The sequence below is a fragment of the Ruegeria sp. HKCCD6604 genome, from assembly GCF_013110635.1.
In the GTDB taxonomy this organism is placed as follows: domain Bacteria; phylum Pseudomonadota; class Alphaproteobacteria; order Rhodobacterales; family Rhodobacteraceae; genus Ruegeria.
Window position 1 is genome coordinate 192,644 of the sequence record NZ_WVQW01000005.1, and the last position, 18,452, is coordinate 211,095.

Below are 18,452 nucleotides of genomic sequence, written 5' to 3' on the forward strand. Positions count from 1 at the left end.
CGGCATTGAGCCTGCGAAGCAGAAATTCTGCTTGCACATACAGTTAAGAGATCAGCCCGCACAAAACAACGCGGGGTGACAGTCCGACACAGCCCAGGGTCAGACCAGGCGAGAAGTGTCTTTCGCAGCGCGCACGAAATCGCGGAACAGGGGATGCGGATCGAACGGTTTGGACTTCAGTTCCGGGTGGTACTGCACGCCGATGAACCATGGGTGATCCGACCATTCCACGATCTCGGGCAGGCGTCCGTCCGGCGACATGCCCGAGAAGTTGAGCCCGGCCTTTTCAAGCTGCTCACGGTATTTGATGTCCACCTCATAGCGGTGACGGTGGCGCTCCTCGATCTGTGTGCCGCCATAAACTTCAGCGACTTTCGATCCCTCTGCCAGCACCGCATTGTAAGCGCCCAGGCGCATGGTGCCGCCCTTGTCGTCACCGACCTTGCGTTCGACCTTGTGATTGCCCTGCACCCATTCCTTCAGATGGTACACGACAGGTTCAAAACGTTTCTTCCCGGCTTCGTGGTCGAATTCTTCCGAACCAGCTTCCTTGATGCCAGCCGCATTTCGGGCGGCCTCGATCACGGCCATCTGCATCCCAAGGCAGATGCCCAGATAGGGGACTTTGTGCTCGCGCGCATATTGCGCGGCCTTGATTTTGCCCTCTGTGCCACGTTCGCCAAAGCCTCCGGGGACGAGGATGGCGTGGAAACCTTCAAGATAGGGGGCGACGTCTTCGTTGTCGAACACCTCGGCGTCAACCCATTCGACCTTGACCTTGACCCGGTTGGCCATGCCGCCATGGGTCAGCGCCTCGGCAATCGATTTATAGGCGTCTTCAAGCTGCGTATACTTGCCTACGATGGCGACCTTCACTTCGCCCTCGGCATTGTGGATGCGGTCGCTGACGTCTTCCCATTTTGCCAGATCGGGTTTGGGTGCAGGGCTGATCTGGAACGCGTCCAGAACGGCCTGATCCAGACCTTCGCGGTGATAGGCCAGCGGCGCGTCATAGATGGTGCTCAGGTCCTGCGCTGCGATCACGCTGTCGGGGCGCACGTTGCAGAACAGCGCCAGTTTCTCGCGCTCCTTGGTCGGGATCGGCCCTTCCGAGCGGCAGACCAGAATATCGGGCGCCAGACCGATCGAGCGCAGTTCCTTCACCGAGTGCTGAGTCGGTTTGGTTTTCAGCTCGCCCGAGGCCTTGATATAAGGCAACAGTGTCAGGTGCATGAAAATGCACTGCCCGCGCGGCTTGTCCTGGCTGAACTGGCGGATCGCCTCGAAAAACGGCAGACCCTCAATATCGCCCACGGTGCCGCCGATTTCACACAGCATGAAATCAACCTCATCCTCGCCGATGGCGATGAAATCCTTGATCTCGTTGGTGACGTGCGGGATCACCTGAATGGTCTTGCCCAGATAATCCCCGCGGCGTTCCTTTTCCAGAACGTTCGAATAGATCCGCCCCGAACTGACCGAGTCGGTCTTGCGCGCGGCCACTCCGGTGAACCGTTCGTAATGGCCCAGGTCCAGGTCGGTTTCGGCCCCATCATCGGTGACGAACACTTCGCCGTGCTCAAACGGCGACATCGTCCCCGGATCCACGTTCAGATAGGGGTCCAGCTTGCGCAGCCGTACCGAGTATCCCCGGGCCTGCAACAAGGCGCCCAGCGCCGCCGAAGCCAGTCCTTTGCCCAAGGACGAAACCACACCACCAGTGATGAAAATAAAACGCGCCATAGTTTTTCGGCTGCTCCCGTGAGACGTCATAATCAGCTGCCCGACGGTTTCGAAAAACCGCTGCATCACGGGACTTCACGTATAAAGGATTCGCGCCAAAAGCGCAAGAGAACCGCAAGATGCTGTTGCAGTCCTCTTCCATGTTTCTAGGTTTTGTAGGTCAGTCGGCCTGCGGGATCAGCGGCGCGTTGTCGCCCTGTGCAGGCGGCAGAAGGTCATCCGCCGACGGAATTGCCGGAGTACTTTCTTCGCTTGAAGCCGGAGCCGGCACGCCCAAACGGTCGATCACCGAGCTGCCCGAAGATTTCTGCGCCGCCAGAATGGTCAGCGTGATCGAGGTCACGATGAAGCAAGCGGCGAGGATCCAGGTCAGTTTGCCCAAAGCCGTCGCCGCTGCACGGCCTGTCATGGCTCCGCCACCACCGCCACCCATGCCAAGGCCACCGCCTTCGGACCGCTGCATCAGAACAACGGCAATCAAGCCTAGGGCCAAGAGGAGGTGGATGATGAGAACGACGTTTTCCATGGTGGTCCTGTACAGCGTGGCGTGTATCGCGTGGTATCTATGCAAGTTTGCCAGCGGGGGCAAGTGAGGAGTTCGCATCACCGCACGTGATATGACATATCACGTCAAAGGGACTGGACAGAACGCCGATGCGTGACGCAGGCTGCGGCCCATGCCTCATGACGACCACGACCACCCGCACGCCCTTTTGCCGACCGAACCCGCGCTGCGCGTCAAAGCGCTGGAAACGATTCTGACCCGCAAGGGCCTGATCGACCCGGCGGCTCTGGACGAAATCATAGACACCTATCAGAACAAGATTGGCCCGCAGAACGGCGCGCGGGTGGTTGCCAAAGCCTGGAGCGACCCAACTTTCAAGGCCGCTCTGCTGGAAGATGCCACCTCGATGGTCGCGGATCTTGGTTATTTTGGCCGCCAGGGTGAACACATGGTTGTTGTCGAGAACACGCCAACCCGGCACAACATGGTCGTCTGCACCTTGTGCAGCTGCTATCCTTGGCCGTTGCTGGGTATCCCGCCGGGCTGGTACAAATCTGATGCCTACCGTGCCCGAGCGGTGCGTGAACCCCGCAAGGTACTGGCCGAATTCGGCCTCACCCTGCCTGAAGACACTTCGGTGCGGGTGTGGGATTCGACGGCCGAGGTTCGCTATCTCGTTCTGCCGATGCGTCCCGATGGAACTGATGGGATGGATGAGGAGGCGCTAGCCGCACTTGTGACACGTGACAGCATGATCGGCACGGGCCTGCCGAAGGCCCCTTCATGACCCGCGTTCACGATATGGGCGGCCGCTTTGGAGATGGTCCGATAAATCCCGAGGCCGAGGACGCGCCGGTTTTTGCCGAAGACTGGCACGCACGGGCGCTGGCGGTGACACTTGCATCCGGCTTTCTGGGGCAGTGGAATATCGACGTATCCCGCCACGCAAGGGAACGGTTGTCGCCAAAGGACTATGCCCGGTTTTCATATTACGAGAAATGGATTTCGGGCCTGGCTGACCTGTTGGTTGAACGCGGCGTTCTTTCTCTGGATGACCTGCGCAGCGGCGGAGAGGATGGGCCGCATCCGTTGGCAGAACGGATACTCAAGGCGGACGCCGTGTCAGTCGCCCTGGCCAAAGGTGGGCCAGCGGACAGACCTTCGAACGTGGCGGTGCAGTTTTCTGTCGGTCAACAGGTGGTCACGACCCGTCCGGCGGGAAATCGCATTGTGGATGGCGGGCACACACGCCTGCCGAATTATGCGTCCGGTGCCAGGGGTCGAATACTGCGCCTGCACGGAACCCATGTCCTGCCCGATTCCAATGCCCATGGGCTGGGCGAAGCGCCCGAACCGATCTATGCCGTGGTCTTCCCCGCTTCGGAACTTTGGGCCAGCCCGGAGCATCCGGATGACGAAGTGGTTCTGGATCTCTGGCAAAGCTATCTGGAACCGGCATGAGCGGCTGCAATGAACATTCAGCCCCAGAACCGGTGTTTGCCGAACCCTGGCACGCTCAGGTCTTTGCCGTCACCGTTGCCCTGAACGAGGCGGGGCGGTTCAATTGGTCCGATTGGGCGGCACGGTTCTCGGGCACATTGAAACGCCACGGGCTCGCGCGAGAGCTGGACGGCGGCGACGACTATTTCCGTGCATGGCTGGAAACGCTCGAGGGGTTGCTGGCCGAGCAGGGCGTCGCGCCGCCTCAGGAGGTAAAAGGGCTACATGAGTCCTGGGAAGAGGCTTATCTGACGACGCCTCATGGGCAACCGGTGCATCTGCGTTGATGCCGGGCAGGGGGCTCTGCCCCCGCCGCCCGTTCGGTGCGATTCCCCCGGGATATTTTCAGCCAGATGAAGCAGGGGATCCGCTTTTCATCTGGCCATAAATATCCCCGCCGGAGGCATCGCGCGTTCGCGCGATTTTCATCTGCGGCGAAATATCGGTTTCCCTGCCGTTTGCGCCCCGCTATATGAGCCGGGTTTGATAACTCAGCGCAAAAGGACCGGATATGGCCAACGTGGTTGTTGTCGGCGCCCAGTGGGGTGACGAAGGAAAAGGCAAGATCGTCGACTGGCTCAGCGAACGGGCGGACGTGATCGCGCGTTTTCAGGGCGGGCACAATGCCGGACATACGCTGGTGATTGATGGCGAAGTTTACAAGCTGCACGCTCTGCCGTCCGGTGTCGTGCGCGGCGGTAAGCTGAGCGTCATCGGCAACGGCGTGGTGTTGGACCCCTGGCATCTGGTCAAGGAAATCGCGACCATCCAGGCACAAGGTGTGGAAATCACCCCCGATACGCTGATGATTGCTGAGAACACCCCATTGATCCTGCCGATCCACGGCGAGTTGGATCGTGCGCGCGAACAGGCGGCCAGCAAGGGAACCAAGATCGGCACCACAGGTCGTGGGATTGGACCCGCTTATGAAGACAAGGTCGGGCGCCGTTCTGTTCGCGTCGCGGATCTGGCGGATGAGGCCACGCTCGAGGCTCGGGTGGACCGTGCTTTGCAGCACCACGACCCGCTGCGCAAGGGTCTGGGAATCGAGCCGGTCGACCGCGACGCGCTGATCGCCCAATTGAAAGAGATCGCGCAAGAGATTCTGCCGTTTGCCGCGCCTGTGTGGAAAGTGCTGAACGAAAAACGCAAAGCAGGTAAACGCATCCTGTTCGAAGGGGCGCAAGGCGCTCTGCTGGACATCGATTTCGGCACCTATCCATTTGTGACCTCGTCCAACGTGATCGCAGGTCAGGCCGCGACCGGGGTGGGGATTGGACCGGGATCGATCGACTTTGTACTGGGGATTGTCAAAGCCTACACCACCCGTGTCGGCGAAGGCCCATTCCCGACAGAACTTGAGGATGCGGATGGTCAGCGCCTTGGGGAACGCGGGCATGAGTTCGGAACAACGACAGGTCGAAAGCGCCGCTGTGGCTGGTTTGATGCGTGCCTGGTTCGTCAGACCTGCGCGACCAGTGGCGTGAACGGTATTTCTCTGACAAAACTGGACGTTCTGGATGGGTTCGAAACCCTGAAGATCTGCACAGGCTATGAACTGGACGGCGAGCGCCTCGACTATCTGCCGACTGCCGCAGAACAACAGGCGCGCTGCACCCCGATCTACGAAGAAATGCCGGGCTGGAGCGAATCCACTGAAGGCGCGCGCAGCTGGGCCGAATTGCCCGCGAACGCAATCAAGTATGTGCGCCGGGTGGAAGAGCTGATCGAATGCCCTGTGGCCCTTTTGTCCACCAGCCCGGAGCGGGACGACACCATTCTGGTGACCGACCCGTTTGCAGATTGATGAACAAAGAGCAGAAAACAGGTCTGAGCTATAAGGCGCGCCGGCGCTGGTCGTTGGTTATTCTTGTGATCGGCCTGCCACTTTACATTGTGGCGGTGGTGACGGTTCTGAACTGGCTGGAGCGCCCCCCGATATGGATGGAACTTCTGGTCTATATCGTTCTGGGCATTCTTTGGGCCCTGCCGTTCAAGTTCGTTTTTCGCGGCGTTGGCAAAGAGGACCCGGATCAATCCTGAGCCGGGCCATTGCTCGGACCAAGGCGGCTGGTCGGGCCCGGTACAATGGGCAACGCTGTGTCTTGTTTAACAACGTGCGTTTGTCTCTGGGCGCGCCATAGCAAAAGGGCCGGGGTTCACCCGGCCCTTTTTTGTCAATTGGCGCGGCAGTCAGCCTACTGCGCGCTCATCATCAGGTCGGAAGCCGATCAGGTCAGAGGCCGCAAAACGTCCGCCGCCGGCTTTTTCGATTTTTCCATCGCGCAGCAGCTGTCCGAAGGAGCGCAGGCTTTCTTCGCGATTGAACTCATCCTGCTTCAAAGAACGGACTTTGTTCATAAGTTGCGGGCGCGAGAATTGTTGCTGTCCTTCGATGAAAGACAGGTAGGCTGCGGCCGCTTCAAGCAGGTCCTGGAGCGACTGTGCACCCTGATCCTGTGCGAATTGCGCAAAACCGCCTTCTTCCGACCCGGTTTCTTCCACCTGAGTGGTCACGCGACGCGGCATCACGGGGCCATTGGATTCGCTTTGATCGTCCACGCGCTGCTCAGCAACCAGCTTCAACGGAGCCGGAGCGTCTGCTTCCGGGCGTATGCTGGTCACGTTAACTTCGGGGCGGCGCGGGCTGACCGCTGACGCAAGATCAACGCGATACTCATCAACAGGCGAGGTTTTCGGGGCCGGTTGGTCATCACGGTCGGCCTCGGTCGCGGCAACGGCGGTGCGAAGGTGCGAATAGGTTTCTCGCGCGTCGCTGCTGGAGGGATCCTCCATATGTTCACCGGTTTTGGCCATCAGTCGCGAGATATCCTGATCAGGATCGGCGTCATCCGTCAGTTTTTGGCTTGAACGACCTGCCATGTCTTTTTCGATTTCGGAAATCTCGGACAGCAGCTGAATTTCGTCCTCTTCCGACAATACTCCTTGCGCCTGATCGTCTTGCGGCTCGTCATCTGCTTCATCTTCGGATTCGATCGCCACGTCTTCGACGTTGAGGATGTTTGGAACATCTTCTTCGTCGATTTCCTCGTCGGTATCCTCTTCAAGATCCGAAAACAGGGGCTCAGCAGGAAGCTGCGCGTCGTCCGTTGCGACCTCGATTTCTTCATCCCGCAGGTGGTCGGGGGTCAGCTGCACCTGCTGTTCGGAATTGTTCTCGATATTCGGCGCGGCGGATTCGAAGGCCTGGTGTTCAGATACTGCCGGCGCGTCGTCTTGTACCTCTTCGGCGTCAAGCGCTTGCAGATCCTCGATTTCTGCGGCCTCGGGCTGAGCAGGTTCAGCAAAGTCATCCGCATTGAGAGCACCTGCTTCGAACGCAGCGGCCACGGCGTCCACCGGGGGGGCGGTGTTGGCCAGCAGCGAAGATTCCTCGTCTTCGGAATAGGCAGTGGGGGGGACGTCCGAATGGGAAACAACGGCCCGGATGCGTTGCAGTTTTGCGGCAATGCTGTCGGCCGGCGGAGATGTGGTGGCGTCGACGGCCTCCGCGTTCGTGAACGCGGTCTGCCCCGGGCTTGCTTGCGCATATCCGGGAGGGGGGGTGGTCATAGCATCTGCATTTTGCGCATGCGGGTCCGTTGCGTCAGAAGCGACCGGTGCCGGGGCTTCAGTATTTGGAGCGGCACGCAGCAGAAGCCCGGATTCGTTTTGGCTGGCTTCGACGCGTTGCGATGCGTCGCGGCGTGCGATACGGGTCAGCATTTCGGCGTCTGGTTGTGGAGGCTCTGAGCCGAAGTAACGATCATCTGCAGCAAGATCGCGGAAATATTCGGCAATGGCTTTCATCGTTTCAAAGGAATCGTCGAATCCTTCCAAAGTGCAGGAGAAGGTTCCATATGAAACGGTTAATACCTTGTTATTCTGTACCATCAGACGCACGTCCTTTACAAACTACGAGAGCCCACTTACCCGGAATCGGGAGCACACGAGGGCTCTGAACTTTATGCATGAACCTATCATTTTGTGGTCTTAATGTGTCCAAATCCGGGAAAAATGGCCAATCTTTGGAAAAATGAACCAATTGTACGCTCTGCCGATCCAATCGGGTTGTTTGGGGGTGGTTTTGTTGGTTCCGAGGACCTGAATTTGGTGCTGAACCGCGTCACTTCTGTCGTTGCAGCTGATGGTGGAGCGGCAGTTCTGACAGAATCAGGCCGGATTCCGGATGCGGTCATCGGGGACTTCGATTCGCTGGACAAAGCAACGAAAGCCAATATCCCGTCTGACCGGCTTTTTGCCATTCGTGAACAGGACAGCACCGATTTCGACAAGGCCTTGCGCAATGTGCAGGCTCCACTGGTTTTGGGGGCCGGTTTTCTGGGCGGACGGCTTGACCATCAGCTTGCCGTTCTGAACGTGCTGGTCAGACGTCAGGAACAGGCCTGCATTCTGCTGGGCGCGCATGAGGTTGTGTTTCACGCGCCTCGCCAAATCCGGCTGCCGGTTCTGCCGGGGGATGTGGTGTCGCTGTTTCCAATGCGCCCTGTGACGGGGCGCAGCACCGGGCTGGAATGGCCCATCGACGGCCTACGGTTGCAACCGGACGACCAGGTGGGCACCTCCAATCGCGCACTGTCGGATGTTGAATTGCAGATGGATGGGCCCGGCCTGTTGGTGATGGTTCCCCGCGCCGCACTCGATCCGCTTATGCAGGTGTTTCTGTCGGGGCAGAGCGAGCGGTGGCCCGTTCACGAAGAATAACGTACAAACCGGCGGCGACGGTAATCATGATCCCAACCGCCGCCAGCCCGTCGGGCAGGTCGCTGAAGATTGCCCAGCCAATCAGAGTCGCCACAGGGATTTCCAGATATTGCATCGGGGCCAGCGTGGCCGAAGGTGCATAGCGCAGCGACCATGTCATCAGCAGATGTGCGACAGTTCCCAAAACTCCTATCGCGATCAGCAGCCAAAACATGTCGGGGGCGGGCAAGGCGGCTGACAGGTTCCAGATACCAAGCGATGTTCCGATCACAAGGACAGGAACTAGCCCCACAGTTGCCATGACACCAGACACCGCCTGCAAGGAAATCGGATCAGTTTCCTTGGCGATTTGCCGCGTGACCAGCATGAACAGGGCAAAGACCACGGCAACGATCAACGGCAGCAGGGCAGGTAAGCCCACCTCGGCAAAGCTGGGCTGTATGACCAGGAGTGTGCCGATGAAACCGACGATGCAGGCCACCAGGCGCCGCGCGCCGACCTCTTCGCCCAGAACGTATCTGCCCAGCAGCAACATGATGAACGGCATGACAAATGCAATGGCGATGGCATCAGCCAGGGGCAGGAACTGCAACGCACTGAACATCGCGGTTATGCCGATGATGTGCAACAGCGTGCGGATGACTGTCAGGCGCAGGATACGCCCGTGCATCCGCCAGGGCCGGCCTGTTATCATCACCAACGGGATAAGAATCAGCGCTTGCACCGCGAACCGGGCTGCAACCAGCAAACCCAACGGTGTCGTTTCGCCCAACAGCTTTGCCATCGCATCCCCCAAGGGTGCAAGCACGCAAAAACCGAGCATCAAAAAGATGCCAAAGACGGGACGATCCTGAGTCATGCGCGCGACGCTATCTGCTTCGCGGCGCAGTGGAAAGGTCGAATGTCAGGCCTCGGGCAGGGGTTGAACCTTTGTGTAATCCGGCCCGGTGCAGGTGGGCAGGTTGTCATCCAGATGCAGCCAGCTCAGCCTTTCTTCATGAGCCACGTGCAATGTGGGCTGCATTGCTTCGGGGTTCTCCAAAGTGGCGACGTATAGATGCAGCACATCCGACATTTTGGCCGAGCGGAACGAGATTGGCGTGCCGCAATCCGGGCAAAAGCTGCGCTCGACTCCGGGCGAAGAGTTGAAGCGTTTCGGCTCTTCCCCGATCCAGCGCCACTGACCGTCACGAACCGCGAAATAGGTTGTCATCGGCGCGGCGCATTGGCGTCGGCAGCTGTCGCAATGACAGGTGACGCACGACAGGGCAGGAGGGTCGATTTCGTACTTGATGCTGCCGCACAGGCAATGTCCACGCATTTCGACCCCCATTTGTTGCGATCTCAGCAGTTTGGCACGTTCACGGCCAATCCACCAAGCGAGGTTTCCTTGTATTTTTCGTGCATGTCATGGCCGGTCTGACGCATCGTCTCGATCACCGCATCCAGCGGCACGAAATGCTCTCCATCCCCGCGAAGGGACAAAGACGCGGCGGACACAGCCTTGATGGCCCCCAGCCCGTTGCGTTCGATACAGGGCACCTGAACCAGCCCGGCGACGGGATCGCAGGTCATGCCCAGATGATGCTCCAACGCGATCTCGGCGGCGTTTTCAACCTGTTCGGGCGTACCGCCCATCACGGCGCAGAGCCCCGCCGCGGCCATGGCTGATGCGCTGCCGACCTCGGCCTGGCACCCCGCTTCGGCCCCCGAGATGGACGCATTGTATTTGACCAGCCCGCCAATCGCGGCCGCGGTCAGAAGGAAATCTTCGATATGGCTCTCCGAGGCACCAGGAACGTGGTCCAGGTAATAGCGCAGCACCGCAGGAAGAACGCCCGCCGCCCCATTGGTCGGTGCCGTTACGACTTGCCCACCGGCGGCGTTTTCTTCGTTGACCGCCATGGCGTAGACACTCATCCAGTCGTTGATCGTGTGCGGCGCGGTCAGGTTCATGCCGCGTTCGGCCATCAGCGCGTCATAGATACCCTTTGCCCTGCGTCGCACTTTCAGCCCGCCGGGCAGAATGCCGTCGGTCGTCAAACCGCGTTCGATACAGGCATTCATGACGTCCCACAGACGGGCGCATCCTTTGGCGAAACTGTCGGCGCAGCCGCGCGCAATCTCATTGGCGCGCTTCATCTCGGCAATGGTTTTGCCGCTGGATTTGGCCATCTCCAGCATTTCAGCCGCGGACTTGAACGGGAACGGCACCGGTGCGCCTTCATCCGTTGCCTTGCCTTCGGCCAGTTCTTCTTCGGTCAGGACAAAACCGCCACCGATGGAATAGAACACCTGGCGCAGGATCACGTCCCCCTGCGCGTCCGTAGCCATCAGGATCATCCCGTTGGCGTGTCCCGGCAGGTTGGTGTCATAGTCGAAAATCAGGTCTGTTTTGGGATCGAACTGAAGCGTCGGCAGGCCGTTGGGGGTAACCGTGTGCGTCTTGGCGATATCCGCCAATGCGGCCTCGGCCTTGTCGTTGTCATAGGTGTCCGGAACGAAGCCGGCCAGGCCCAGTATGGTCGCCCGGTCGGTCGCATGGCCGACGCCGGTAAAGGCGAGCGAGCCATGCAGCGAGCCCTTCAGACCCGCAAATTCAAAGGGTGAAGCACGCATCATATCCAGAAAGCGCGCCGCCGCCACCATGGGGCCCATGGTGTGCGAGGAGGACGGGCCGATGCCCACTTTGAACATATCGAAGACAGAGAGGAACATGTCAGGTAGCTGAGCCTTCTAAGGGGTTGGCGTAAATAGGAGAGGTGTACGGTGCGGGGCCCAGACCCTCGGCCGCGATGGCCGTGTGGGTGGCGGGGCGTGTCTCGAGCTGTGCCAGGATGGTTTGCAGGGCCGGGGTGTCAGCCAGCGCATACCAACTGCGATCTGCCTCGGCCGGATACAAGGCCATCCAACGCATCATGCAGGCGACATAATAGGTCAAAACCGACGGGCATTCCGCGCAAAACCAGGCTGGCGCGCGTTTTGCCAGCGCGTCCAGCAGTTGCAGGTGCTGCTTCAAACGGGGTCTGATGCCTGCGCGCAGGGTATCAGCCTGTGGTGGGGTGATGTATTTCTCGGCATAGAACATAATGCGCAGATCGGCGTGCAGCGTGTTGGACGCAAAGAACAGCCATTTCAAAAACTCTGCGCGTTCGGGGGCGCCTGCCGCCGGGGCCAGTTGCCCGTGGCGCTCGGACAGCCACAGCAGGATTGCCGCCGTTTCAAATATCGGCCCTTGCGGAGTTTCAAGCACCGGGATCAGCCCGTTGGGGTTCAATGCCCTGTACGCCGCGCTGTCCTGTTCGTTGCGACGGCGATCGACCAGCACAGTTTCATAAGGTGCCCCCATTTCTTCCAGCACCAGCCGGATCACCAGCGAGGCGTTGTCAGGGGCGTAGTGCAGGCGGTATCGGGTCAACATGCGGGCAATCTATATGACAAAGATGAGGGTGTAAGACATGATTGCGACGTTTCCGATAGGAAACGCGCAGTCTTCAGGCATCTTTACGCTTGCCGAACCGCAAAATGTGGTCGCAGTCGCGCGGCGCATTCCCTATAACTCCGGCAGGCCAAACTGGGAAAGCTGCCATGACCGGAGAACTGTCGCCCATCGACACCGCAAAATACGTGGCCGCATGTCGTGCCGCCGAGATGGTCGAGGACGGCATGCGCGTGGGTCTTGGAACGGGATCCACTGCGGCCTGGCTGGTCCGTCGTTTGGGCGAACGGGTGCAGGACGAAGGTCTGCGGATCAAGGGTGTTCCCACCTCCACCCGCACCGCGCAGCTGGCACGCGAAGTCGGGATCGAAGTCATTTCTCTGGATCAGGCCGGGTGGCTGGACATGACCATCGACGGCGCGGATGAATTCGACCCTGACCTGAACCTGATCAAGGGCGGCGGCGGCGCGCATTTGCAGGAAAAGATCGTTGCCACGGCCAGCGATCAGATGGTTGTCATCGCAGATGCCGGGAAAGAGGTGGAGACGCTGGGTGCTTTCCCCTTGCCGGTCGAGGTTGTTCCATTTGGCTGGCAAACCACGCGAACACTGATCGAAGAAGCGCTGGACGCGATGGATGTACTTGGAACCTCGTCGGCGCTGCGTATGAATGGCGCGGCCCCGTTCGTAACGGATGAAGGCAACCACATTCTGGACCTGCACCTGCAACGCATCGGCAATCCGCGTCAGATGGCCCTGATCCTCAACCAGGTTCCCGGCGTGGTGGAAAATGGCCTGTTTGTCGATATTTGTGACAAGGTCATCATCGGCCACGGCGACGGGCGGGTCGAACTGCGGGATATCAACGCGGGCACCCTTGAACTGGATCAGCTGTTGAGTGACTCTCGGGAAAACCTGTTTTCCGACCAAACGGACTGAGTTTTATGCAAGCCAATCGGACAAGCGTCGGCAAAAGATCGAAAATTCCACGCCCGGGGGTTGGCACCGGGGTTTTCGCGCCCAGATATCCAGAGGATTTTTGCAAGTTGAACGAAGGAACCCGGCATGAGCTTTGACTATGATCTTTTTGTGATCGGCGGAGGCTCGGGCGGGGTCCGGGCGGCACGCGTGGCGGCGGGTGAAGCCGGTGCAAAGGTCGCGCTGGCTGAAGAAGACCGCTATGGCGGCACCTGTGTGATCCGGGGCTGCGTGCCTAAGAAACTGATGGTTTTTGCCAGTGAATACTCCGGCATGATCGAAGATGCGCAAGCTTATGGTTGGGATGTTCAGCCCGGCGCGTTTGACTGGGACATGTTTCACGGCAAACTGGTTGCAGAACTGGACCGGTTGGAAGGGATTTATCGCAGCATCCTGAAAAACAACGGCGTTGAAAGCTTTGATCAGCGGGCGCGCCTGGTGGATGCGCACACGGTCGAGCTGGCCAATGGCACCCGCAAAACCGCCAAACACATCTTGATTGCAACAGGCGGTCGACCGGTGGTGCCGGATTTCCCGGGATCGGATCTTGCGATCACGTCGAATGAGATTTTCCATCTGGACAAGCTGCCCGAAAGCATTCTGATCGTCGGCGGTGGCTATATCGCCAGCGAGTTCGCCGGGATCATGAACGGTCTGGGTGTCAAGACCACGCAATTCTATCGCGGTGCGCAGATCCTGCGTGGCTTTGACGAAGAAGCGCGTGGGCTAATCTGCGAAGAGATGCGCCAGAACGGCATCGACGTACGGCTGGGCACCAATGTGCTGGAAATGGTCAAAGATGGCGACCAGATCCGTGTCAAGGCGACAGACGGCACCGAGGATCGTTTCGATGTCGTCATGTACGCCACCGGCCGGGCACCGAATGCCGATAACCTCGGGCTGGAAGAGCTGGGCGTTGAACGTGGGCGCAAGGGCGAGATCGTCGTGGATGAATACAGCCAGACCGCCGTTCCGTCGATCTATGCCATTGGCGATGTCACCGACCGGGTCAACCTGACACCCGTGGCCATCCGCGAGGGTATGGCCTTTGTGGAAACCGTCTTCAAAGGCAACCCCACGCCTGTGGATCACGCGCTGATCCCAACCGCCATTTTCACGCAACCGGAATTCGGCACAGTCGGCCTGAGCGAGGAAGAGGCCTCGGCCCAGGAACCGATCGATGTGTATGCCACTTCGTTCAAACCGATGCAGAAGGCGTTTGCCGGTGGCACGCAACGGGTTCTGATGAAACTGATCGTCAGCCAAGCCACCCGCAAGGTTTTGGGCTGCCATATTGTCGCCCCCGGAGCAGGAGAGATGATCCAGCTGGCCGGAATTGCCGTAAAGATGGGCGCGACAAAGGAAGATTTCGATCGCACGGTTGCAGTACATCCCGTTATGGCGGAAGAACTGGTGACAATGCGGCAACCTGTACGCTCCGCTTGATTTGCAAGCGCGCGCACACAAGTTACAAGTGTGCCCGTGATCACACGGGCCTAAACGAAGGAAATGATACATATGGCGGGCAACAGCGGTGGCCCCTGGGGGGGCGGAGGCTCTTCAGGAGGTGGAGGAAATCGGGGTAACAACGGGGACGGGCGACGCCCACCCGAAGGCGAAGGCCCGCAGATTCCCGAGATCGACGAGCTGATGAAAAAAGGCCAGGAGCAGCTGCGCGTCCTGATGGGCGGTCGCGGCGGCGGTGGCCGTGGTGGCAGCGGTGGTCAGGGCGGTGGAGGCCCGGCCTTTACCAAAGGTACAGTTGCGATTGGTCTGGTGGCGGCTGCCGTTTTGTGGGGGCTGGCCAGCTTTTATACTGTAAAACCGGAAGAACAGTCAGTTGAGCTGTTTCTGGGTGAGTTTTCTGCGGTTGGCAATCCGGGTCTGAACTTTGCGCCATGGCCGTTTGTCACTGCCGAGGTGATTCCGGTCACCCGCGAACAGACCGAAGATATGGGCGGAGCCCGGGGAAGCGACGATGGCCTCATGCTGACCGGCGACGAAAACGTGGTCGATATCGATTACCAGGTCGTCTGGAACATCAACGACCCGGCCAAGTTCCTGTTCAATCTGCGTGATCCGCGTCAGACGATCCGCGCCGTGTCGGAATCGGCGATGCGTGAGATTATCGCGCAGAGCGAGCTGGCACCAATCCTGAACCGGGATCGCGGCATCATTGCTGAGCGCCTTCAGGAACTGATCCAGACGACGATGGACAGCTACGATTCGGGTGTGAACATCATCCGAGTGAACTTCGACAAGGCCGACCCGCCGCAGGACGTGATCGCCGCCTTCCGCGATGTTCAGGCCGCTGCGCAGGAGCGTGACCGGCTGCAAAACGTCGCCGACGCCTATGCCAATCGGGTTTTGGCCGAGGCGCGCGGTGAAGCTGCCCAGGTACTCGAAGAAGCCGAAGCCTACCGCGCACAACAGATCAACAGCGCCATGGGTGAGGCGAGCCGTTTCAGTGCGGTTCTGGAAGAATATTCCAAAGCGCCTGATGTGACCCGCAAACGTCTGTACCTGGAGCGGATGGAGCAGGTTCTGGGTGACGTGGACAAGATCATTCTGGACGAAAACTCGACCGGATCGGGGCAGGGCGTCGTACCTTACCTGCCGCTGAACGAACTGCGCCGCAATTCCGGACAGGAGAGCAACTGATGCGTAAAGCGACCTTTATTCTGCCGATCGTTTTCATCGCGATTGTTGGTGTACTGTCTTCGATCTTTATCGTGGATGAACGTGAGCGCGCGTTGGTTCTGCAATTTGGCCGCGTTGTTGCGGTCAAGGAAGAGCCGGGTCTGGCGTTCAAGATCCCGCTGATTCAGGAAGTTGTCCGCTATGACGACCGGATCCTGTCCATCGACGTTCAGCCGTTGGAGGTTACGCCTCTGGATGATCGCCGACTGGTGGTTGATGCCTTCGCCCGCTATCGGATTTCTGATCTGGAACAGTTCCGTCAGGCCGTTGGTGTGGGTGGTATTCCGGTCGCCGAAGACCGTCTGGATCGTATCCTGCGCGCTGAAACCCGCGAAGTACTGGGTTCGGTGTCCTCGCGTGACATCCTCAGTTCAGACCGTGCCGCGCTGATGCTGCGCATCCGCAACAGCGCGATTGCCGAAGCGCGGGCGCTGGGCGTCAACGTTATCGACGTGCGACTTAAGGCAACCGACCTGCCGCAGGCGAACCTTGAGGCAACATTCGACCGGATGAAGGCTGAACGTGAACGTGAGGCGACCGACGAGCGCGCCCGCGGTAACGAAGCTGCACAACGTGTTCGCGCGCAGGCAGACCGTACCGTGGTCGAACTGGTCTCGGATGCCCGTCGGGAAGCGGAAATCATCCGCGGTGAAGCTGACGCCGAACGCAACGCGATCTTTGCCGAAGCGTATGGTGCAGACCCGGAGTTCTTCGAGTTCTACCGTTCGCTGACCGCGTATGAAAATGCGCTGCAAGGTGGTAATAGCTCATTGATCCTGAGCCCAGATTCCGAGTTTTTCAACTACCTCGCTTCGCCAAACGGACGGCGAGCACCGGCGGCTGCGGCGTCTGAATAATGGGTATGATCCTTCTGGCTTTCGGGCTGGTACTGATTGTCGAGGGGCTGGCCTATGCGCTGGCCCCTTCGCTTATCGAGCGGATGCTTGAAGCCCTGCGGGACATGCCAGAGCAAGCCCGGCGCCTGGTCGGATTGCTATGCGTGATCAGCGGTTTGGTCCTGCTTTGGGGCGCGCAACAATTGGGATTTTGACGCTGTGGTTTCACTTGCTGGTGATTTCACTGCGATCCCGAGTTGCTCGTGGGGGCAAACTGACTACATTGGTTTGTAAGAAAGGCCGAGAACAAGCGGTCTTGGCGTGAATGTCGACAAGGAGAGCTCAAGTGCAGGCGAAAGCGCGCAGTGTATCCGTCCGGTGGGACGAAGTGAGTGTTTGGATGCGGCTGATGTGGCTGGCTTTTGCAGGTTCACTGCTGTTGCTGGCGCAATCGGTTGCAGCGCAGGCCAAAAGTGAAAGTCTGGCACCGCTGGCCGAGGAAATCAGCCCGGCAGTAGTGAACATTACCACCAGCACTTTGATCGAAGGCCAGACTGGACCGCAAGGTATTGTTCCTGAAGGCTCTCCGTTCGAGGATTTCTTTCGCGAGTTTCAGGATCGCAACGGTGACAACGGTGACAACGCGCCGCGCAGAAGCAACGCGCTGGGATCTGGGTTCGTTATCTCGGAAGATGGCTTTATCGTCACAAACAACCATGTGATCGCCGAAGCTGATGAGATACTTGTGGAATTCTTCCCCGGCGATGGCCAACCCAAGAAAGAGCTGGTGGCCAAGGTTATCGGAACGGATGAGAAAACCGATATCGCGCTGCTCAAGGTCGAGGCTTCGGGCCCACTAAAATATGTGAAATTCGGCGACAGCGACGTAGCACGTGTGGGTGACTGGGTTATCGCCATGGGCAACCCGCTTGGGCAAGGCTTTTCGGTATCGGCAGGGATCGTTTCTGCACGCAACCGAGCACTGAGCGGAACCTATGACGATTACATTCAAACGGACGCGGCGATCAACCGGGGCAACTCGGGCGGGCCGCTGTTCAACATGGACGGCGAAGTGATCGGTGTGAACACCGCAATCCTGTCGCCCAACGGCGGTTCGATCGGCATCGGTTTCTCGATGGCGTCGAATGTTGTCGTAAAAGTCGTGGATCAACTGCGCAAATATGGCGAGACCCGCCGCGGTTGGTTGGGCGTCCGTATTCAGGACGTAACCGAGGACATGGCCGAGGCCATGGGCCTGGAAAAGCCGGGCGGGGCGCTGATCAGCGATGTACCGGACGGCCCCGCCAAGGAAGCTGGGTTGAAGGCGGGTGACGTGATCCTCAGCTTTGATGGCGTCGAGGTGGAAGACACCCGAGGTCTGGTGCGTCAGGTCGGTGAAGCAGAAGTTGGCAAGTCGGTCAGAGTGGTCGTGCACCGCGACGGCGGAACCCAGACCGTACTTGTGACACTGGGGCGTCGGGAAGATGCGGAACGCGCTGACACTGGCGAGGAGGAACCGCAGGAAGCTCCGATTGAAGAGAACGCGGATATTCTGGGCCTGACGATTTCCCCCCTGACCGATACGCTGCGTGCAGATTTGGGTCTGGATGGTGATGCAGACGGCCTTGTGATTACGGATGTCGATGAAGCATCTGAGGCGTATGCCAAGGGAATGCGGGCAGGTGATCTGATCACCGAAGCAGGCCAGCAAAAGGTGGAAACCATCGGAGATCTCGAAGCCCGTATGGAAGAATCGCGCGAAGCTGGTCGCAAATCTCTGCTGCTGTTGGTGCGCAGGGGCGGCGATCCGCGTTTTGTGGCGCTGAGCCTTGAGAACTGATTGAACAGGCCGGGAGAACTTCCCGGCCTTTTTTCTGATTGCGGGCCAGACCAGGTATCACTGATGCGCCAAAAAAATGAGCCATACGCAGTGATTGCGTATGGCTCAGATACAGGGAGAGGTCAGTGGACAGATATCGGGGATGATTCTCTGACCTCCTACGGTAACAATCTCACGTTAGGTCAAA

At 59.2% G+C, this 18,452-nt stretch carries 19 protein-coding genes; 12 read left to right on the forward strand and 7 right to left on the reverse strand.

Features of this window, described 5'->3' with window-relative positions:
* Positions 1–99: 99 nt before the first annotated feature.
* Positions 100–1,743, reverse strand: a complete 1,644-nt coding sequence (locus GS614_RS13960) for a CTP synthase (protein ID WP_152457574.1) — start codon at positions 1,741–1,743, stop codon at positions 100–102.
* A 160-nt stretch (positions 1,744–1,903) separates the two neighbouring features.
* On the reverse strand, positions 1,904–2,269 hold the full coding sequence (gene secG / locus GS614_RS13965) for a preprotein translocase subunit SecG (RefSeq protein ID WP_152457575.1): 366 nt from the start codon (positions 2,267–2,269) through the stop codon (positions 1,904–1,906).
* A 151-nt stretch (positions 2,270–2,420) separates the two neighbouring features.
* Here secG and nthA point away from each other — a divergent pair, with 151 nt between their 5' ends.
* The 5 genes from nthA (at position 2,421) to GS614_RS13990 (ending at position 5,791) form a co-directional block, all read left to right on the forward strand.
* Positions 2,421–3,035, forward strand: coding sequence for a nitrile hydratase subunit alpha (gene nthA / locus GS614_RS13970; RefSeq protein ID WP_171119550.1), 615 nt, complete (start codon positions 2,421–2,423; stop codon positions 3,033–3,035).
* On the forward strand, positions 3,032–3,709 hold the full coding sequence (gene nthB / locus GS614_RS13975; RefSeq protein ID WP_171726591.1) for a nitrile hydratase subunit beta: 678 nt from the start codon (positions 3,032–3,034) through the stop codon (positions 3,707–3,709). Before nthA ends, nthB begins: the two co-directional genes overlap by 4 nt.
* Positions 3,706–4,035: a nitrile hydratase accessory protein gene (locus GS614_RS13980; protein ID WP_171170569.1), complete on the forward strand. Its 330-nt coding sequence runs from the start codon at positions 3,706–3,708 to the stop codon at positions 4,033–4,035. Before nthB ends, GS614_RS13980 begins: the two co-directional genes overlap by 4 nt.
* 224 nt (positions 4,036–4,259) lie before the next feature.
* On the forward strand, positions 4,260–5,555 hold the full coding sequence (locus GS614_RS13985) for an adenylosuccinate synthase (RefSeq protein ID WP_171119553.1): 1,296 nt from the start codon (positions 4,260–4,262) through the stop codon (positions 5,553–5,555).
* Positions 5,555–5,791 carry a DUF2842 domain-containing protein gene (locus tag GS614_RS13990; protein ID WP_152457580.1) on the forward strand — a complete coding sequence of 79 codons (237 nt, stop codon included), beginning with the start codon at positions 5,555–5,557 and terminating at the stop codon, positions 5,789–5,791. Before GS614_RS13985 ends, GS614_RS13990 begins: the two co-directional genes overlap by 1 nt.
* Positions 5,792–5,941: 150 nt before the next feature.
* On the opposite strand, the gene GS614_RS13995 is transcribed toward GS614_RS13990, so the two are convergent.
* Positions 5,942–7,642, reverse strand: coding sequence for a hypothetical protein (locus GS614_RS13995; RefSeq protein WP_171726592.1), 1,701 nt, complete (start codon positions 7,640–7,642; stop codon positions 5,942–5,944).
* Positions 7,643–7,765: 123 nt separating this feature from the next.
* Here GS614_RS13995 and GS614_RS14000 point away from each other — a divergent pair, with 123 nt between their 5' ends.
* Positions 7,766–8,473: a thiamine diphosphokinase gene (locus GS614_RS14000; protein WP_171726593.1), complete on the forward strand. Its 708-nt coding sequence runs from the start codon at positions 7,766–7,768 to the stop codon at positions 8,471–8,473.
* Here the strand turns inward: GS614_RS14000 and GS614_RS14005 are convergent.
* Genes GS614_RS14005 through GS614_RS14020 form a run of 4 tightly spaced genes read right to left on the reverse strand, consistent with a single transcriptional unit; the run spans position 8,418 to position 11,894 of the window.
* On the reverse strand, positions 8,418–9,332 hold the full coding sequence (locus GS614_RS14005; RefSeq protein WP_171231882.1) for a DMT family transporter: 915 nt from the start codon (positions 9,330–9,332) through the stop codon (positions 8,418–8,420). The two genes, GS614_RS14000 and GS614_RS14005, sit on opposite strands and share 56 nt — an antisense overlap.
* Before the next feature lie 45 nt (positions 9,333–9,377).
* On the reverse strand, positions 9,378–9,794 hold the full coding sequence (locus GS614_RS14010; protein WP_171231881.1) for a GFA family protein: 417 nt from the start codon (positions 9,792–9,794) through the stop codon (positions 9,378–9,380).
* A 23-nt stretch (positions 9,795–9,817) separates the two neighbouring features.
* The gene (locus tag GS614_RS14015) at positions 9,818–11,191 is read right to left on the reverse strand and encodes an L-serine ammonia-lyase (protein ID WP_171726594.1); all 1,374 of its coding nucleotides are present in this window, start codon (positions 11,189–11,191) and stop codon (positions 9,818–9,820) included.
* 1 nt (position 11,192) lies between these two features.
* The gene (locus GS614_RS14020) at positions 11,193–11,894 is read right to left on the reverse strand and encodes a glutathione S-transferase family protein (protein WP_171726595.1); all 702 of its coding nucleotides are present in this window, start codon (positions 11,892–11,894) and stop codon (positions 11,193–11,195) included.
* A 167-nt stretch (positions 11,895–12,061) separates the two neighbouring features.
* On the opposite strand from GS614_RS14020, the gene rpiA reads away from it, so the two are divergent.
* The 6 genes from rpiA (at position 12,062) to GS614_RS14050 (ending at position 18,265) form a co-directional block, all read left to right on the forward strand.
* The gene (gene rpiA / locus GS614_RS14025; protein WP_171726596.1) at positions 12,062–12,850 is read left to right on the forward strand and encodes a ribose-5-phosphate isomerase RpiA; all 789 of its coding nucleotides are present in this window, start codon (positions 12,062–12,064) and stop codon (positions 12,848–12,850) included.
* A gap of 126 nt (positions 12,851–12,976) precedes the next feature.
* Positions 12,977–14,335, forward strand: coding sequence for a glutathione-disulfide reductase (gor, locus tag GS614_RS14030; protein WP_171726597.1), 1,359 nt, complete (start codon positions 12,977–12,979; stop codon positions 14,333–14,335).
* A 72-nt stretch (positions 14,336–14,407) separates the two neighbouring features.
* A complete protein-coding gene (gene hflK / locus GS614_RS14035) occupies positions 14,408–15,550 on the forward strand; it encodes an FtsH protease activity modulator HflK (RefSeq protein WP_152457589.1) in 1,143 nt (380 codons plus the stop codon).
* Positions 15,550–16,446, forward strand: coding sequence for a protease modulator HflC (gene hflC / locus GS614_RS14040; protein ID WP_171119562.1), 897 nt, complete (start codon positions 15,550–15,552; stop codon positions 16,444–16,446). Before hflK ends, hflC begins: the two co-directional genes overlap by 1 nt.
* Positions 16,446–16,640 carry a DUF2065 domain-containing protein gene (locus tag GS614_RS14045; RefSeq protein WP_152457591.1) on the forward strand — a complete coding sequence of 65 codons (195 nt, stop codon included), beginning with the start codon at positions 16,446–16,448 and terminating at the stop codon, positions 16,638–16,640. The genes hflC and GS614_RS14045 overlap by 1 nt, the downstream gene beginning before the upstream one ends.
* A gap of 110 nt (positions 16,641–16,750) precedes the next feature.
* The gene (locus GS614_RS14050; protein WP_152457592.1) at positions 16,751–18,265 is read left to right on the forward strand and encodes a Do family serine endopeptidase; all 1,515 of its coding nucleotides are present in this window, start codon (positions 16,751–16,753) and stop codon (positions 18,263–18,265) included.
* The last annotated feature ends 187 nt before the right edge of the window (positions 18,266–18,452 follow it).

Coding starts and splice junctions, on each gene's coding strand:
- GS614_RS13960 (WP_152457574.1), bottom strand. CDS start 1,743: ATGGCGCGTTTTATTTTCATCACTGGTGGTGTGGTTTCGTCCTTGGGC.
- secG (WP_152457575.1), bottom strand. CDS start 2,269: ATGGAAAACGTCGTTCTCATCATCCACCTCCTCTTGGCCCTAGGCTTG.
- nthA (WP_171119550.1), top strand. CDS start 2,421: ATGCCTCATGACGACCACGACCACCCGCACGCCCTTTTGCCGACCGAA.
- nthB (WP_171726591.1), top strand. CDS start 3,032: ATGACCCGCGTTCACGATATGGGCGGCCGCTTTGGAGATGGTCCGATA.
- GS614_RS13980 (WP_171170569.1), top strand. CDS start 3,706: ATGAGCGGCTGCAATGAACATTCAGCCCCAGAACCGGTGTTTGCCGAA.
- GS614_RS13985 (WP_171119553.1), top strand. CDS start 4,260: ATGGCCAACGTGGTTGTTGTCGGCGCCCAGTGGGGTGACGAAGGAAAA.
- GS614_RS13990 (WP_152457580.1), top strand. CDS start 5,555: ATGAACAAAGAGCAGAAAACAGGTCTGAGCTATAAGGCGCGCCGGCGC.
- GS614_RS13995 (WP_171726592.1), bottom strand. CDS start 7,642: ATGGTACAGAATAACAAGGTATTAACCGTTTCATATGGAACCTTCTCC.
- GS614_RS14000 (WP_171726593.1), top strand. CDS start 7,766: ATGGCCAATCTTTGGAAAAATGAACCAATTGTACGCTCTGCCGATCCA.
- GS614_RS14005 (WP_171231882.1), bottom strand. CDS start 9,332: ATGACTCAGGATCGTCCCGTCTTTGGCATCTTTTTGATGCTCGGTTTT.
- GS614_RS14010 (WP_171231881.1), bottom strand. CDS start 9,794: ATGCGTGGACATTGCCTGTGCGGCAGCATCAAGTACGAAATCGACCCT.
- GS614_RS14015 (WP_171726594.1), bottom strand. CDS start 11,191: ATGTTCCTCTCTGTCTTCGATATGTTCAAAGTGGGCATCGGCCCGTCC.
- GS614_RS14020 (WP_171726595.1), bottom strand. CDS start 11,894: ATGTTGACCCGATACCGCCTGCACTACGCCCCTGACAACGCCTCGCTG.
- rpiA (WP_171726596.1), top strand. CDS start 12,062: ATGACCGGAGAACTGTCGCCCATCGACACCGCAAAATACGTGGCCGCA.
- gor (WP_171726597.1), top strand. CDS start 12,977: ATGAGCTTTGACTATGATCTTTTTGTGATCGGCGGAGGCTCGGGCGGG.
- hflK (WP_152457589.1), top strand. CDS start 14,408: ATGGCGGGCAACAGCGGTGGCCCCTGGGGGGGCGGAGGCTCTTCAGGA.
- hflC (WP_171119562.1), top strand. CDS start 15,550: ATGCGTAAAGCGACCTTTATTCTGCCGATCGTTTTCATCGCGATTGTT.
- GS614_RS14045 (WP_152457591.1), top strand. CDS start 16,446: ATGGGTATGATCCTTCTGGCTTTCGGGCTGGTACTGATTGTCGAGGGG.
- GS614_RS14050 (WP_152457592.1), top strand. CDS start 16,751: ATGTCGACAAGGAGAGCTCAAGTGCAGGCGAAAGCGCGCAGTGTATCC.